Source organism: Peristeroidobacter soli, from assembly GCF_004138485.1.
GTDB lineage: Bacteria > Pseudomonadota > Gammaproteobacteria > Steroidobacterales > Steroidobacteraceae > Steroidobacter > Steroidobacter soli.
Genome location: NZ_RYEV01000004.1, coordinates 1,228,231 through 1,245,312, shown reverse-complemented (window position 1 = coordinate 1,245,312; position 17,082 = coordinate 1,228,231). Strand labels below are relative to the sequence as shown.

The 17,082-nt window shown below is 63.0% G+C and carries 9 protein-coding genes; all 9 read left to right on the top strand.

Features of this window, described 5'->3' with window-relative positions; translation table 11 throughout:
- Positions 1-7 precede the first annotated feature (7 nt).
- Entirely contained in the window at positions 8-2,125 is a 2,118-nt protein-coding gene (locus EKO19_RS20530) for a prolyl oligopeptidase family serine peptidase (protein ID WP_129778304.1), read from the top strand.
- Between the two features lie 39 nt (positions 2,126-2,164).
- Positions 2,165-4,708 carry a S9 family peptidase gene (locus EKO19_RS20525; protein WP_129778303.1) on the top strand — a complete coding sequence of 848 codons (2,544 nt, stop codon included), beginning with the start codon at positions 2,165-2,167 and terminating at the stop codon, positions 4,706-4,708.
- A gap of 81 nt (positions 4,709-4,789) precedes the next feature.
- The gene (locus EKO19_RS20520) at positions 4,790-5,380 is read left to right on the top strand and encodes an RNA polymerase sigma factor (protein WP_246038920.1); all 591 of its coding nucleotides are present in this window, start codon (positions 4,790-4,792) and stop codon (positions 5,378-5,380) included.
- Entirely contained in the window at positions 5,377-6,342 is a 966-nt protein-coding gene (locus EKO19_RS20515) for a FecR family protein (protein WP_175597133.1), read from the top strand. Before EKO19_RS20520 ends, EKO19_RS20515 begins: the two co-directional genes overlap by 4 nt.
- A 149-nt stretch (positions 6,343-6,491) precedes the next feature.
- The gene (locus tag EKO19_RS20510) at positions 6,492-9,728 is read left to right on the top strand and encodes a TonB-dependent receptor plug domain-containing protein (protein ID WP_129778301.1); all 3,237 of its coding nucleotides are present in this window, start codon (positions 6,492-6,494) and stop codon (positions 9,726-9,728) included.
- A 42-nt stretch (positions 9,729-9,770) separates the two neighbouring features.
- On the top strand, positions 9,771-12,251 hold the full coding sequence (locus tag EKO19_RS20505) for a S9 family peptidase (RefSeq protein ID WP_157995361.1): 2,481 nt from the start codon (positions 9,771-9,773) through the stop codon (positions 12,249-12,251).
- A gap of 145 nt (positions 12,252-12,396) precedes the next feature.
- On the top strand, positions 12,397-12,921 hold the full coding sequence (locus EKO19_RS20500) for an RNA polymerase sigma factor (protein WP_157995360.1): 525 nt from the start codon (positions 12,397-12,399) through the stop codon (positions 12,919-12,921).
- A 7-nt stretch (positions 12,922-12,928) separates the two neighbouring features.
- The gene (locus EKO19_RS20495) at positions 12,929-13,966 is read left to right on the top strand and encodes a FecR family protein (RefSeq protein ID WP_129778298.1); all 1,038 of its coding nucleotides are present in this window, start codon (positions 12,929-12,931) and stop codon (positions 13,964-13,966) included.
- 114 nt (positions 13,967-14,080) lie between these two features.
- Complete coding sequence (locus tag EKO19_RS20490; RefSeq protein WP_175597132.1) at positions 14,081-17,080, top strand: TonB-dependent receptor; 3,000 nt, start codon at positions 14,081-14,083, stop codon at positions 17,078-17,080.
- Positions 17,081-17,082 lie beyond the last annotated feature (2 nt).

The following is a 17,082-nucleotide window of genomic DNA, read 5'->3' as shown; positions in this document are numbered from 1 at the left end:
CACAAGAATGAATTCACAAACGCGGGTCTCGCGACGGGGCCGTTTGATTTCCGGCGTGGCGATGATGTCGATCTCCATCGCCGCGCTTGCCGCGACGCCGGTTTCACCGCCGCGCGCCTGGACGTTGCAGGACATTGCGGCGGCACCGGAGGTCGTCGACCTCCTGATATCGGAGGACGGCAAGCAAGCGACATACATCATCCGCCGCGGCGATCTCGCGACGAACGCGAAATTGTCGAGTCTCCGTCGGGTCGATCTTGCGACGGGAGTCGATCGTGAGCTGAAGTCCTCCTCATGGCTCAGCGAGCTGCGGATCATTCCAGGCTCGACCGACTTGAGCGTGCTGGCCGATATAGGAGAGGGAGTGCAGCTGTATCGGATCGATGGCACGGGCCGGTTTGAGGCGGTGCTGGTCAATCGGGATCTCGATCAGGTGGGCTCGGCGATGGAGGGGCTGCACCCCTTCGGGATCTCCGATTACGGTTGGGCACCGGATGGCAAAAGCTATTGGTATGCGAAGAGGACGTCGAAGGCCGCGGATGCGCGGACGGTGAATCCTCGCTTCCTGCCGCTGTTCACAGCGTATGGCAGTAGCCCCATCGAGCTGCACATCAGGGGTGCCGACGGTCGCGATGTGATGCTGGACCGTATCGATGCGACTGCCGCAGGCTTTTATGCTGTCGAGTGGGGCGCCGACGCTTCTTCCTTAACTTATTGGGCGCGCGCCAGCGATCATGAATCGTTCGAGCATCGTCGATGGTCGCGTAAGCAATCGAAGGCCGAGGTCGTCGGGCGTGAGTCGGATTTCTACGCGCCGAGGCACGACATCCCGGGACCGCGCGGCGGTTCGCTGACGACGACGGGCTTCGGCAACGACCGCAAGCTCATCGAGACGTTGCGGGATGGTTCGGTGATCGAGCGTGGGCGGGTTGCGTTCAGGCTCGGCGATCCGCGCGCGTCGCAGAACTGGAGGTCACCCGAGGGCGACGTTGCGCTGATCGGCATCCGGTACTACGAAAACCCGAGATATGGGCTGGTGAGGGTCACGAGATCCGGCGGCGTGGATGAGGTGCGGGTCGAGGGCAGCCTGACCCATTGCTCAGTCAATCGTGCATTTACGGCCGGTGTTTGTATTCGTGAGTCGATGGTCTCGCCGCCGGAGCTGGTGCGCCTGAATCCCCGCAAGGGCAACGTGACGTCGGTGGTCGACCTTTCTCCGAGTCACTCCGCCATCGCACCGTTGCGAATCGTGCCGAGGATGTGGACGAATCGCGATGGCTACAAGGCGAGTGGCTACGTCGTGTATCCGAGGAACCATGAGGCGACTCGCAAATATCCGGCGATCCTCGTCACTCACGGCGGTGACGCGGATCAGAGATTCGCGAGCGTCGAGTTTCAATGGGACTATCCGGTCCAGGCCTGGGCCGAACGCGGCTACATCGTCATCGCGATGAATGAGCCGGCGATGTCCGATTCGGCCGAGCTCACCGCCGCGTATGCGCAGTGGGGCGGGTCGGGCTCACTGCCCCTCGAACGGGTCCAGGATCTGATCTGGATCAATACGGTGCGAAGCTTCGAAGCGGCGGTGGAGGATCTCGCGGCGCAGGGAGTAGTGGATGCGGGCCGGGTGGGCATTGCCGGCTACAGCGCGGGATCGCAAATGGTCAACGTCGCCATGACTCAATCGAAGATGTTTCGAGTGGCCTCCAGTGGCGATGGCGGTTATCTCGAACCGTCCGGATATTTCTCGAACAGTTCATCCTATCGGGCTGTCTACGGTGGCTCGCCTTATGATCGCGCGGCGGTGCCGCGCTATGAGCGCCTGTCGCCCACGTTTCGCGCGGCTCGTGCCGCTGGTCCGATGCTTCAGCAGGTCGCCGGCGGACATTCGACTCAGTTCGAGCTCAATGCCGCGCTTCGCGACGCCGGTGTGCCGACCGAGCTGGTGTATTACCCCGACGAGTCGCACTTGTTCCATCAGCCCAGGAACCGATTGACGGCGATGCAGGAAAACATCGACTGGTTCGATTTCTGGTTGCTGGGCAAGGAAGATTCCGATCCGGCCAAGGCGGAGCAATACGGTCGCTGGCGAGCGATGCGCGAGAAATGGAGTGCCGGTCGCTAAAGCCGGCCAGAGTAGTTCGATCTCTTCAGTGGAGTTTCCATGTTCGTTCTGCAAATGGTTCGCCGTGCCGTCGTCATGGCGGCACTCACGTCGATTGTTTCAATAGCCGATGCAGCGCCGGCCGCTCAGCGTCCCGTCACATTGGAAGATACCTATCGTCTCGAGGGGCTCGGGACCTATTACGGCGGGCCTGTGGCATTCGCGCCCGATGGCAAGTCGATGGCGTTCACCCGCCGTCGCAGCGACCAGACGGTGCGGGACTACACCATCCAGTTCCTGTGGGACAACGATCGCGCCGATGTGTGGGTGAAGACGCCGGGTGCGGCCGAGCCCGTCAATGTCACGCGAGGCGCCGAGGATGGCTCGGGCTGGTGGTCGCCGGTCTGGTCGCCGGACGGTCGCTATCTTGCGATGTTGTCGACGCGGGGGCCGGTGATCGCCGACAACGTGTGGCTGTGGGTGTGGGACAGCCGCACCAACACGCTACGGCGATTGAGTGAGCGCGGCGTGGATATCGACGGCAAGATTTATCGTCCGCCGCATCTGTGGCTGGATGCCGGGCACGTGTTGTGTCCGCTGCTGCCCGAGGGCGGGCGTCCCATCGGTTTGGAGATCGAGCGTCAGAGCCAGCGCATCGCCGCCGAGGAATGGCCCAAAACCCGGCGCGGCGAGCAATCGACGGTGAGCGTGCTCGACAGCGGCGTGCCCGTGGATGTGAGCAAACGACCGCAAGGACGGTTGGTGCGCTTCGACGTTCGCACAGGTGAAGCGTCGATCGTGGCGGATCGTTCGAGTACCGCGCTGACACCTTCGCCACGCGGCGAGTACATCGCCTACGGTCGCCAGGTCGGAGTGAGTGTTCCGCAGGCCGGCATCAAATTGATTCAATCGGGCAAGACACGTTACACGATCGATGTGGTCGATCTGTCGGGCCGCCGGTTGCTGACAGCGGAGAAGGTCGCAAGCGACGCTCGCGTCGACGCCGTGCGCTGGTCGCCTCGGGGAGATCGTGTCGTGTTCACTGGGTTCGCCGAAGGGGGCGATGGGTCGCAGCGGATTTATGTTGGCACGCCCGCGCGTGGCACCGTCGAGATGCTCGAGCTTGGTCCGCTGGATACCACGACCATCGGCGCCTGGTGGGTTCCGCCGCAGATTGAATGGACCGCGGATGGGGCTTTGTTGATTCGAGCTGCCGAGCGTCTAGATGAGCGAGCCACGGCACCCGATGCGCGTCGCGATTGGTGGCGAGTCTCGTTGGACGGCAAGCGTCGCAACTTGACCAAGGGCATGGCCGTCGTGCCGGAACAATTCTGGGCGGAGCGGGGACGCGCATCGTTCGTCGGGCTCGCCAAGGAAGAGCTATGGCGATTGCAGGTTGCGAGTGGCCGCGTCTCCCGCGCCTTGCCGGCATTCGGCGAGAAGATCGAGCGGATCGTCTGGCCGGCCACCACCAACGATGGTTTGACGGAGTATGCCGAGCAAGGGCACGAGTACGATGACCTGGTGCTCGGGATACGGCGCGCCGCTGAGTTGCAATTGCATCGTGTCGATCTCGCGGCGAATCGGGTCGCGGCGTTGGCGACACCCGCGCCCAAGGCGGAGTTGCTCAGCTATTCGCCCCGTAGCGGACAAGCCGCGTTCTACGCCAACGATGGCGACGGCTTGCGCCTCTGGCTCGCCCCCCAAGGCGCCCCGACACAGTTGTTGATCGACGCCAACGGCTTTCTGCGTGACCTCATCCAGCCCGAACGGCGACTGCTCGAGTACACCAGCCTCGATGGCGATGCATTGAAGGGGTGGCTGTTGTTGCCGGTCGGCTATGAGAAGGGGCGGCGCTATCCGTTGATCACTTCGGTGTACGCCGGCTCGGTGTACTCCGAGGTGCCGCCGTCGAGCCTCGAATTTGGCCGGTGGCTGAGTGCCTACAGTCCGCAGATCTGGGCGGCGCGCGGCTATGCCGTGTTGTTACCGAGCATGCCATTGAACCCGTGGGGCAAGACCGACGATCCCATGCTCAAGCTGCCGAATGGCGTGCTGCCTGCCGTGGATGCGGCGGTGGCCACGGGCGTGGCCGATCCCAAGCGCTTGTTCGTGATGGGCGGGAGCTTCGGCGGCTTTTCCACTTACGGCTTGCTCACGCAGACGCGCCGATTTGCCGGCGGCGTGGCGCTGGCGGGATTGTCGAATCTGATCAGCTTGTATGGTCAGTTCGACGCTCGCAGGCGCTACGCCAGCGAGCCGCAGGAGTTCCTGTCGATGATGCAATTGATGGAGAGCGGCCAGACCGCCATGGGCTCACCGCCCTGGGAAGATCTGAATCGTTATCTACGCAACAGCCCCATATTCGCGGTCGACCGGGTCGAGACCCCGCTCATGATCGTGCAGGGGGACATGGATTACGTGGCGATTCAGCAGGGCGAGGAGTTCTTCAACGCGCTCTATCGCCAGGGCAAGCGGGCGCGCTTCGTTCGTTATTGGGGCGAGGGGCACGGCATCCAGAGCCCGGCCAACAGTCGCGACCTGCTGGAGCGGATCCAGGCGTGGTTCGAAGAAGTTGCGCCACCGCTCGAGGAAGCGGGCTGAGGGCCGGTCGTTGCGGCGAGTACCGGTTTTCCCGGTTCATACGTCATAGCTATACAGTGGAGGGAAGGTCGCAGAGTCGTTGTGAATTCCACCGAGCTCACCGCACAGGCGCAGCCACCCGACCAGGATGCAACGGCCGGGCATCGTCATGCGGACGCCGTCGTCCACCTGTTTCGCGAGCACAATCGCAAGCTGGTGGGCCTGCTCATGACCCGGCTCAAGGATGAGCAGGAGGCCATGGAGATCGCGCAGGAGGCCTACGTCAAGCTGCTGCAGCTCGAAGACAAATCGGGCGCGATCAGCTACCTGCGCTCTTACCTGTATCGGATCGCCGAGAACCTGGCTATCGATCGGATCCGCCAGCGACGCATCCGGGGCCAGATCGACCGGCTGGAGCCGGCCGACGATTTGTTCGCCGAGCCGCACGGTGAGCGCGCGGCGATCGCCGCTCAGGAGCTCATCCTCCTGAAGCAGGCCGTCGCCGAGCTGCCCGACACCTGCCGTAAAATATTCACACTGCACAAGCTGGCGGATCGTTCGATCGAAGAAGTGGCGGCGCTCACCGGTTTGAAGGAGCGCATGGTGCGCCGATATATCCGTCGTGCACTGGTTTATATCTGTCTGCGGTGTGAAGGTCATTCCTCCGCGGAATCATGGAAGGTCATCCCATGACATCGACGGAGCGAGCGGTCGATCAGCGACGGGCGCGTCGACTGAGCGAGGCCAGCGACTGGCTGGTGCGCCTGGAGGGAGCCGGCCGGACCGAGGCCGAATATCTCGACTGGCTGCGTTGGTGCGACGAGGACCCGGAAAACTTTGCCGCGTTCGAGCAGGTCCAGCGTCAATGGCGCAATCTGGACGCGCTCAAGGAAGCGCCGGGATTCCGGATGCAGCGCCCGCGGCTCATCGCCGCGTGGGCGATCGCCGCCGGTATCGCCGTCATCACTGCGACCCTATTGATGTCGCGATATGACGTCACGAGCGCAACGGCGCCGACACAATCCACGGCCTCGCTGCCCCATCGCGCTACCACGCTCCCGGACGGTTCGAAAATGATTCTGGGCGCGCGCAGCCGAGTGAACATGGATTTCAACGGTCCCAATCGGCAGCTCGATCTGTCTTCCGGCGAAGCCTACTTCAAGGTCAAGCATGACGAGGCGCGCTCCTTCGTGGTGCGTGCGGGGGAAGTCAGTGTCACAGCCGTGGGCACGGCCTTCGATGTCAGGAGGTATCGCGACAAGATCACCGTGACGGTCGAGGAAGGCACTGTCGAGGTGCGCGGCATGACCCAGGATCGCAAAGAGGCTGTGTGGCGAACCGAGGCGGGCTATCAGCTCACGTACTTCGCGAAGCAACGAACCGCATCGCTCGCCAGCGTCGATCCTGCAACCGTGCTGGCCTGGCGCAACGGTGAGCTCGCCTACATCTACGAGCCGCTCGGCTCGGTGGTCGAGGATCTGAATCGCTATTCGACGCGCAAGATCATCATCACCGATCCCGAAGTGGCCAGAATTCCATTCACCGGCACGGCTTTCGCCGCTTCGCTCGATGGTTGGCTGGCGGGCGTGAATCAAGCTTATGACATCGACATCGAACCGCTCGCCAACGGCGACGTGCTGTTGAGTCGCAAGTAGACGCTCGCAGCGTCACAAAAAATTCACGGCCGGCGTACAACAACGCGCGCGCCATTCGTCATAGCTCCCAGACAAGAACAATCACCCGCCGTCGACGGTGGGGCGGGGACGACACAATCTGGGGGCGGCAACACTTTAGGGAGAGTGTGATGACGGCTGAACGATGTGTTGGATCGCGCCTCCGACGTGCATGGAACCGGGTCACCGCGGTGGTCCTCGCCACGGGCCTGCTCGCGTCGCCCTTGTCGGCGCTCGGTATGGATCTGGACCGCACCGTTGATTTCAACATCGCCGCCCAGGATCTCGGCACGGCGCTATTCCGGTTCTCACAGCAGACACGCATTCAGGTCGTCGTGAATGGCGACATCCGTCGCGAGGCCACGCGCGGCGTCACCGGCGAGCGCTCGATCCGAGCGGCGCTGAGCGAGTTGCTCGACCCCGCGGGCTTGAGCTACCGGGTGGCGAGCGATGATTCAATTGCAATCGGCAAGGTCGCCGAAACTCATCTGCCTGCCGCGGCCTTCGTCCCGACCAACTACATCTCCCACGACAGCCCACCGCTACGGCTCGCTCAGGCCGAAACCGTCGCACCGCCGGCTTCGAGCTCATCTGCCGGCTCCGAGAAGCTGGCCGATCACGTCCAGGAGGTCATCGTCACCGGCTCGCGCATCGCGCGCAGCGGCTTCGACACGCCGACGCCCACGACCATGATCTCCACCGAGCAGATCCAGCAGACGGGTCTGGTCGATACCGGCCAGATCATGATGCAGAATCCGCAGATCAGTGTCGGCCTGGGCGCGACCAACGATACATTCAATCGCGATCTGGGCTCGAGCTTCATCAACCTGCGCGGCCTGGGCGAGAACCGGACCCTGGTGCTGATCGACGGCCGTCGCAGAGTTTCGGGTTCGCGAGAGGGTTCGCAGGTCGATCTGGCATCGATTCCTCCAGGCATCATCGACAGCATCGAAATCATTACCGGCGGCGCATCGGCGGTGTACGGTGCCGATGCCGTGTCCGGCGTGGTCAACGTCAAGCTGAAACGGAATTTCGAAGGCTTCGAAACCAGCATCACCAGCGGCCTGTCGCAAGAAGGCGGCGCCGAGAGCTATTCGGCCAATCTGCTCGGCGGCGGCTTTTTCGCCGAGGGCCGGGGCCATGCGAGTTTCGGTCTGTCCGCGCAGGAATCGAAAGTGCTGCGCTATACCGATCGCGACTTCGCATTCGGCCCGGACGCGGTCGCGTTCGTGAACAACCCGGCCAACACCGGCCCGAACGACGGCATCCCCGACCGCATGATGATCTACGACCCGCACACCATCGGCAGTGCCTATCAGCCGACCTTCGTGATCGCCGGTCAGCGCTATGTGTGGGACGAAGGTCTCGTGACCTTCAACCCCAGCAACTGTTACAACAATGCATCGAGCTGCGCGGGTGGACCCTATGGTTATAACAATCGCGAACGCACGCTGCGCAACCCCCGCACGGGCGTGTCGGCGATCTCGAACCTGCGCTACGAATTGACCTCCGCGGTGAATTTTCTCGCCGGCTTTGATTTCTCCTATGCGAAGACGGCGACCAACGGTCAGAGCTTCTTCGACACCGGCATGAGCCTGACGCGCGCCAATCCAACGATTCCCGATGAAGTCGCGGCGCTGATGGATGCCAACGGCTTGACGCGGCTGACGGTCGGCTCGGTGCAGGAGGATCGACTGGGCAACAAACAATATGAGAACAACCGCTACACCTTCACGCTCAGCCTCGGCTTCGAAGGCAAGTTCGCGGAGCGCTTCGATTGGGAGACGTTCGCGCAGTACGGTCGCCGGACCCAGAACTACCAGATTTCCAACACCCGCATCGAGGCGCGCTTCTTCGAGGCGCTGAATGCGATCGCCGATCCGGTCACGGGTGCGACCGTTTGCGCCAGCGCGACGGCACGCGCCGCCGGCTGTGTCCCGGTCGATGTCTTTTCCGGTCGCGCGGCCACCGCGCAGGAGAAGGCTTATTGGAGCTATGCGTTGAACCGGAAGGTGGAGAACGAGCAGACGCTGGCGGGCTTTCAGCTCACCGGCGAGCTGTTCGAGTTGCCGGCCGGTCCGCTTGGGTTCGCATTCGGCGGTGAGTATCGCAAGGACACGCTCAGCGCGTCGGACGACGGGCTCGCCGCGCGTGGCGAGCTCTATCGAACGGATAACGGCGCGCAGCCCGTCAACGCGAGCACCGACGTCATGGAGGCATTCGTCGAAACCGTGGTGCCAGTGCTCAAGGACGTGCCCTTCGTGGAACGATTCGAGGTGGAGGGCGCGCTGCGTTTCTCCGATTACAGCAGTATCGGTTCGACGACTGCCTGGAAGCTCGGCGCGGAATGGGCGCCGGTGCGGGATGTGCGCTTCCGCGTGACGCGTTCGGAGAGCGTGCGAGCGCCCAACATCATCGAGCTGTTCGGCCCGGAGAGCCGGGGGACGCTCAACATCACGCAGGATCCCTGCGATGTTTCGTCGATCAATCTCGCGCCCAATCGCGAGGCGAACTGTCGCGCGCTCGGCGTTCCCGCGGGCTGGATCGATCCGGCCGCGTCGCTGGCGCTGCTGACCGTGCTCGGCGGCAACCAGAGTCTGATGGAGGAGACCTCCAAGTCCTGGACCTTCGGCGTGGTGTTGACGCCGAGCTTCCTGCCGCGTCTGCGCCTGTCCGCGGACTGGTGGACGATCGAGATCGACGATGCGATCCAGACCTTGGACGGCAACTCGATCGTGGACAAGTGCGTCGACTCGCCCTCGCTGGACAACGTGTTCTGCCCGCTCGTGACTCGCGGCAATCTGATCGGCGTCAACGATGCGTACGCCATCTCGCGAATCGATCTGCGTCAGGTCAACGTGGGCCGGCTGTCCGCGAAGGGTGTCGATGTGAGCGTGGCCTATGGATTCGACGCCGATAGTCTGTGGAGCGCGCTGGCCGGCAATCTGGACCTCAGGCTGTCGCTCGTGTATCTCGCCGAGCTCGAGGAGCTGGTCGATGCCAACGATCCCACCTCGCTGCTCATCAAGGACGGCGAATACAAAGACCCGACCTGGCGCGGCCTGCTCTCGGTGGGCTACCGGCTCGACAAGCTCACCTCCAGCTGGAATATTCGCTATGTCGGTTCGTCCTCGCTCGACGCGCAGCGGTCCCGAGAGTTCAATGTGTACGGCGTGCCGGCCAAGTTCTATCACGACCTGTTCGTCGGCTATGAGTTGTTCGAGAAGACCGATGTGTCGTTCAGCGTGAACAATCTGATGAACCAGAAGCCGCCGCAGCTGCCGTTGCTGAATGCGGGCGCGGGCGATGCTTCTCTCTACGACAACATCGGGCGCTACTTCGTGCTCGGCTTGAAGAAGGCATTCTGAAGGTCGCGCCTCATGAAAAATCGCAGCTTCGAGGGAAACGCAATGCAGGTTCGATCTGGACTCCTGTCGATCGTGCTGGCCGTGAGCCTGGGGAACGTCGCCGTCGCGGATGACGGCTATCGTGTGCCGCCGAAAGAGGCCGTCGATATTCTCGACATCGCGCCGCCGCCGGCAGCGAGCGTCAGTCCCGACGGCCACTGGATGGTCGTTACGTCGTTGAAGGCCATGCCGACGATTGCGGATCGCTCCGCGCCGATGGCTGCTCTCGGCGGTGTGCGCGTCAATGTGAAGACGAACGGTCCTTACGACACGCCGCGCTACGACGATCACTCTTCATATACGGGCACGGGCACGAGCTATCGGCTCATCGACCTGGGTCGCGGCGGCAAGAAAGAACTTGCCGTGCCCACCGAGAAGCTCGGTCCGCCGTTCTGGTCGCCGGACAGCAGCCGCTTTGCGTTCCTGCATACCACCGCCAGCGGTATCGAGTTGTGGGTCGTCGACGTGTCGTCGGGCACAGCGCGTGCGCTGACGGGGCCCGTCATCAACGCGGCGCGCAGTATCGATCGAGAATCGGATGCGCCTTGCTCATGGATGAGCTCGGCGCAGCTGCTTTGTCATCTGGTGCCGGCGAACCGCGGCGAGGCGCCGGTCCTGGGAGTTCCGGCCGGGCCGGCGATCCAGGAAACTCACGGTGAGGCCGCGCCGGTATGGACGTTCACGAACCTGCTCGCCGATAAACATGACGAGCAGCTCTACGATTACTACATGACTTCGCAGCCGACGCTGATCGATGCGAGCAGCGGTGCGACGAAAGCATTCGGCACGCCGGCCATCTATCAGCAACTGACGCCTTCGGGCGATGGCAAATATCTGCTGTCGGTCCGCATCGTGCCGCCGTATTCGTATCTGGTTCCGGCGAGCCGCTTCCCAAAGGACGTGACGATCCTCGGCAAGAGCGGTGAGATCATCAAGAACGTGGCTACGCTGCCGGTCAATAACGCAGGTCCCGAGTCCATGGGTTGGGCGCCGGCAGGCGCCCGCGGCTTCGCCTGGGTGCCGGGTTCATCATCGCTTCTGTTCGTGGCACCGTTGGACGGCGGCGATCCCAAGAAAGAGGCGGAGTTTCGCGACAGCGTGAAAATCCTGGAGGCGCCATTCAAGGCCGAGCCGAGAGAGCTCATGCGCACCGCGAACCGTGTCGTCAACAGCAATGGGGATTACGCCGGCGGGCATCCCTTCGTGTTCACGGCAGACGGCAGAGCCACGCTGGTGAAGGAATTTGCGTGGGCGACACGCGGCTCGAAGATGTGGCTCGCGAAGTCGGGCAAAGGGACGCGCCCCGCTTTGCTTTGGGAGCACAATGACGATGACTGGTACGGCGATCCCGGCGTGCCCGTGCTCAAGATGAATGCGCAAGGCGCGGCGGTGCTGCGCCAGCATGGCGACTGGATGTATCTATCGGGAGAGGGCGGGTCTGCCGATGGCGACCATCCGTTCCTCGCTCGCTACAACCTCTCGACGCGCAAGACCGAGCGTCTGCTGGCGACCCAAGGGCAGAACTATGAAGCGGTGGTCGACGTGCTGGACGATGGCGCCGCACGCGTCGTCACGCGTTATGAAACCAGCACCGACTATCCGAACTACTATCTGCACGAGCTCGCCGGCGATAAACGCACGGCGCTCACCGACTTCACGCAAGTGCCGTCGACGCTGACCAGAGCGGTCAAGCAGCAGATCAACTATGTCCGTAACGATGGCGTTCCTCTCAGCGGCACCCTGTATCTGCCGCCTGGCTATCAAAAAGGTCAGCGCCTGCCGACCTTGATCTGGGCCTATCCCCGCGAGTTTGCCGACGTGAAAGGCGCCGGCCAGGTGCGCGGCTCGTCCTATCAATACTCCGGGCTGTCGATGTCGACTGCCACGGACTACATGCTGTTTCTAACACAGGGTTATGCCGTGTTGGCGAATGCCGCCATGCCGATCGTCGGCGGGCTGCAGGCGAACGATACCTATGTGACTCAGCTGGTGGCCAACGCGCAGGCCGCCGTCGACAAACTGGTGGAGATGGGCGTGTCCGATCGCGATCGCATGGGCGTCGCCGGTCTCAGCTACGGCGCCTTCATGACCATGAATCTGCTGGTCCACAGCGATATCTTCGCTTCGGGCATCGCCATGAACGGCGCCTACAATCGGACGCTGACGCCGTTCGGATTTCAGCGCGAGCGTCGCACCTTCTGGGAAGCGCCCGAGGTGTATCTGGCCATGTCGCCCTTCATTCATGCGACCCAGCTCAAGGAGCCGGTGCTGATGTTCCATGGCGAGGCCGACAGCAACACCGGCACCTATCCGATCCAGACGTTGCGCATGTATCACGCGCTGAAGGGGCTGGGGGCGACGGCGCGGCTCGTGATGTATCCCCACGAAGACCACATCTACGCGGCCAGGGAATCGCGTTTGCACGTGCTCGCGGAGAGCTTCGACTGGTTCGATAAATATGTGAAGCATGCCAGGAAGGAATAGGATCCGCGCGCCCCTGCGCCCGATGCCGCCGGTCAGGTTTCCAGCCTGGCTTGGCCTATCTGCCTCGATCGAAAAATAAAGGTGTCCCTTTTCGGCCCGGCCCCACTCTGATACAGACAGGGTGGGTGTCCGTCCAGGGCCGCAGTTGAGCAATCAAGACCGGAAATCTTTTGTCGCGACCATCGCCGAGCGCCATGGCGGGCGGCTGCGTCGATTCCTGTCGCAGCGGCTGCGCAACCGGGCGGACACGCCGGACCTCGTGCAGGAGGTGTACTTGCGCCTGTTGCGGGTGGAACGGCACGAGGAGATTCGCAGCCCCGAGGCTTATCTCATCACGGTGGCGAGTCACCTGCTGCGCGAACACTCGCTGCGCCAGAATGGGGCGCCGGCCACGGTCGATATCGACGAGCTGGTCGCCGACCTGCACACCCTGCCCGAAGACGATCCAGCCATGCTGGCGGATGCTCAGCAGCGCCTGAAAAAGATCGAGCGCGTGCTGGAGAAGATGCCGCCCAAGGCGCACGCCGTGCTGTTGATGCATCGTCGTGACGGCTTCTCTCTGGACGAGATCGCCGGGCGCCTGGGCGTTTCGCGCAGCATGGTCAAGAAATACCTGTCCCGGGCGCTGTCGGTATGCCGGCAACGCTTCGAGCAGCTGAATCGCGAGTAGGACCGCCATGATCCACGGACAGATATTCGATGAGGCGGCGGAGTGGTTCACGGCGTTGCGTGAGCAACCGGGCGATCCGGCGGTACAGGACCGCTTCGTCGCATGGTTGCGCATCTCGCCGGAGCACGTGCGTGCCTATCTCGGCATCATTGCGTTGTGGTCGGATCTGCCTTTGGTGGATGCAGAGCGCAAGCTCGATGCGGACGCGCTGACGGCAATGGCGCGAGCGGATATCAATGTGGTGGCGTTGGATCAGCCCGTGGTTCCCGCCGTTGGCCGCCAGTCGGGTCAGGCAGGGATCCGCCGTCGTGCCTGGCCGCGTGTCATGGCCGCCGCATGTGCTGTGCTGGTTGTGGTCGCCGCTCTCATCGCGCTGCCGTTGCTGCGTGCTCCAGCCTACGTCACTGGCATCGGTGAGTTGCGTACGCTGACCTTGCCGGACGGCTCGAAGGTCGAGATGAACGCTCAGTCGCGCATCCGCGTGCGGTTTTCCGAACACGAACGCGCGCTCGATCTGCTGTCCGGGCAGGCCATGTTTCAAGTGGTGAAGGATCCGCAGCGCGTCTTTTTGGTGCGCAGTGGGCAGGCACAGGTGCGAGCGGTCGGCACGCGCTTCGACGTCTATCGCAAGCAAGGCGGAACGGTGGTGACCGTCGTCGAAGGACGGGTCGCGGTGACGTCGGGATCCGCACCGCTGGATGCTTTGCCCGAGGGTGAAATTCTGCTGGCAGCAGGTGAGCAGGTGACGATTGAACCGTTATCCGTGCCGCTGCCGAAGGCTGCCAACGTTGCTGCCGCCACCGCGTGGACGCGTGGACAATTGATGTTCAATTCGACGCCGCTCTCCGCCGTGGTGGAAGAGTTCAATCGTCACAATCGCAAGCGTCTGGTCATCGACGAGGGTGTCGATGACTTTCCGATCACCGCGGTGTTCGCCACGACCGATTACGACGCGCTGGTCGAGTTCTTGAGGACGCAACCGGATCTCACCGTGCGTGCCGATGGTGACAGCATTCGCGTGTCGTCTCTCCCGACACCGCAGTGAAAAAATTCGCGGTGTCCTGTTTCGCATGTTCCTCACTCTAATCACCCCATGAACCGACCATTCACACACGGGATGGCGGTAACAACGAGCCTTAGAGGCCATTGGGGAGGAATCATGCGTGTATCCATTGCCGTTGCCATTGCGCTGTCGGCGGTCGCCATCTCAGCAACGTCCGCTGCGCAGGCTGCCATTCGCAAACAAACTCACATCGCCGCCCAGGAATTGGAGACGGCCCTGCAGGGCTTCGCCAGGCAGCGCGATCTGCAGATCATCTTTCGCTCGACGTTGGTGAAAGATCTGCGCACCACCGGTGTCGCCGGCGATCTCACGGTGGATGAAGTGCTTCAGCAACTGCTCGGCGGCTCAGGCCTGGGCTACCGATATCTGGATGAGCGAACTATCACGATCGTGCCGCCGGCGCCCGGCGGACGCACGGGCGATGTTTCGAACAGTCACGACAAGGGGCCGTTCTGGTCGCGCTTTCGGCTCGCGCAGGCCGATGTTTCTTCTGCACAGAGCGGGCAGGCAGTGGAAAGCGACGCGGGGCCGCGCGGCGATTCCGCTCGAACACCGCAGAAGATCAGCGCGGAAGAGGTGCTGGTCACGGGCTCACGTCTGAAGCAGGAGTCTGCCGAAGGCGTGTCGCCGCTGACGGTGTTTGCACGCGAGAAGTTGAATCAGCTCGGCGTGACCAACGTTGCAGACGCTTTGAAGTATTTGACGCAGCAGGCGTCCTGGGCCGGCGATGCGAATCGCCCGGGCGGCGCGCGCGAGGTGCGCCTGAGAGGTCTGGCGGGTGGCACGACGCTCGTGCTCATCAACGGTCGACGCGCCGTCGTGTCCGGTCTGGGCACGTCACAGAACTTCTTCGACTTGAACACGATTCCGCTCGCGGCGGTGGAGCGCGTCGAGGTGCTTGCCGATTCGGCATCGGCCGTCTACGGCGCCGACGCGGTCGGCGGTGTCGTCAACATCGTACTGAAGAGCGAGATCGAGGCGCCTACCGCCGATGTGTACTACGGAACGGCCGACGGTGGCGGGCGCGAGCGCCGTGCTTCGGGATCGATCGGCCATTCCTGGGAGCGCGCGCGCGTCGGCGTCGTAATGGATTACTACGATCGCGGCGGGATGCTCGGCGGTGAGCGTGATATCACCTCGAATGCGGATTACCGTCGCTTCGGCAGCACCGACCAGCGCACCACAGCTACCAACCCCGCGAATGTCTGTTCCACGAACGGTGCGAATCTTCCTGGTCTGTCCGCTCCGTGTGCGGTGGTTCCTGTCGGTAGCACCGGCGTTGGGCTGACGCCTGCGGACTTCGCGGCCACGGCGGGCCAGCAGAATCGCGACACGCTCGGGCGCTATCGTGACTTGATTGCGTCGAGCGAGCGCAAGGGCGGTTTGATCTTTGGCGATGTCTCGCTGACCGACCAGGTGACGGCTTTCGCGGAGCTGCTGTTCAATCGCCTGGAGAGTCGCAACCGGCTTGGCCCCGAGCCTCGCACCAACATGCTGGTGCCCGCCAGCAACGCCTTCAATCCGTTCGGCCAGACTGTGAGCGTCAACTACGCTTTTACCAATGACCTCGGTCGTGCGCAGTACGCGGAGTCGGAGTCGTGGCGTGCGGTCGGTGGCTTGAAAGGTGAATTGGGTGGTTGGGACTGGGAAATCTCCGCTGTTGGCTTCGAAGATGTGGCGTGGCAGGACAATTCGCGTAATGCCATCGATACCGCTCGACTGACAGCAGCGTTGGCATCGAGCGACCCCGCAACCGCATTCAATCCGTTTCAAGACGGTCCTGGTGGCAGCGATGCGTTGTTGCGCTCTTTGGTGGCGGATCCGCTGCCGTCGCGATTCTTCACCACGTCACGGGCAACTCAGTTGGGTGCTTTCGCGCGAGGAGCGTTGTTCACGCTTCCGGCCGGTGATGTGCAACTCGTCATCGGCGCGGAAAGTCGGAAGGAAGATGCGCGCATTCGCGTCACGGGCATGAACTATGTCGTGAACGGCGACCGCAAGACCTGGGCGACCTATGCTGAAACTCGCGTGCCATTGGTGGGCGAATCGATGCAGGTGCCCGGTGCTCGCCGGATCGCTCTGACGCTGGCGGGGCGCTACGACAATTACGACGATTTCGGCGGCGTGTTCAATCCCAAATATGGAGTGGAGTGGTATCCGATCGAGTCGCTGCTGCTGCGAGCGACCTACGGCACCAACTATCGCGCGCCCAGCTTGTGGGATCTTTACGCGCCTCAGTACATCACGCCCAATGCGGTCATGCAGGATCCGGCGCGCAACGATGAGACGGCGGTTTATGTCCGCAGCTTCGGCGGCAATCCGTCGCTGCAGCCGGAAGAATCCGATTCGATGACCGCGGGATTGGTGTTCATGCCCGAGGGTGAGGGCGGGTTGAAGATTGCCGCCTCTTTCTGGCGCATCTCGCAGGACCTGCGCATCAACTTGCTCGATCCTTTGCTGATCGTGCGTAGCGAGGCGCTGTTTCACGATCGAGTGCTGCGTGAGCCGCAAACGCCGGCGGATATCGCGGCCGGCGTGCCGGGGCGGTTGATCAGTGTCGACTCCACCTCCGTCAATTTCGGCAGCTTGAAAGTTCATGGCATCGACCTGGAGATGTCGCGGCCCTTCGACAGCGCGTTCGGCCGGTTCTCGCCGACCGTGGCGACGACCTGGATCGGCAGCTATGAAGTGGCCGACTTTCCCGGACAGCTCGCCGTTCAGCGCGTCGCAACCGCCGGTGGTTCTTCGATGGGGGCCATTCCTCGATGGCGTGCCGTCGCGGCGCTCGACTGGCTGCGTAACGGCGTGGGACTGACGGCGACGGCGCGTTACATGTCCGGCTACGCCGATGGCACGTTCGGCGTGCCCAACGGGCTGCACGTACCGGAGCAGACATTCGTGGATCTGCAGGCGCGTATCGACTTCGACGCGTTCGGCGATTCCTGGCTGGGTCGCGGCACGAGCATCAGGCTCGGCGTGAACAATCTGTTCGACCGTGCGCCATCGTTCTCGAACAGCACCCAGCAAGGGTTCGACGCGACCACCAGCGACATGCGTCAGCGCTTCGGCTATCTCAATCTCACCAAGCGGTTCTGACG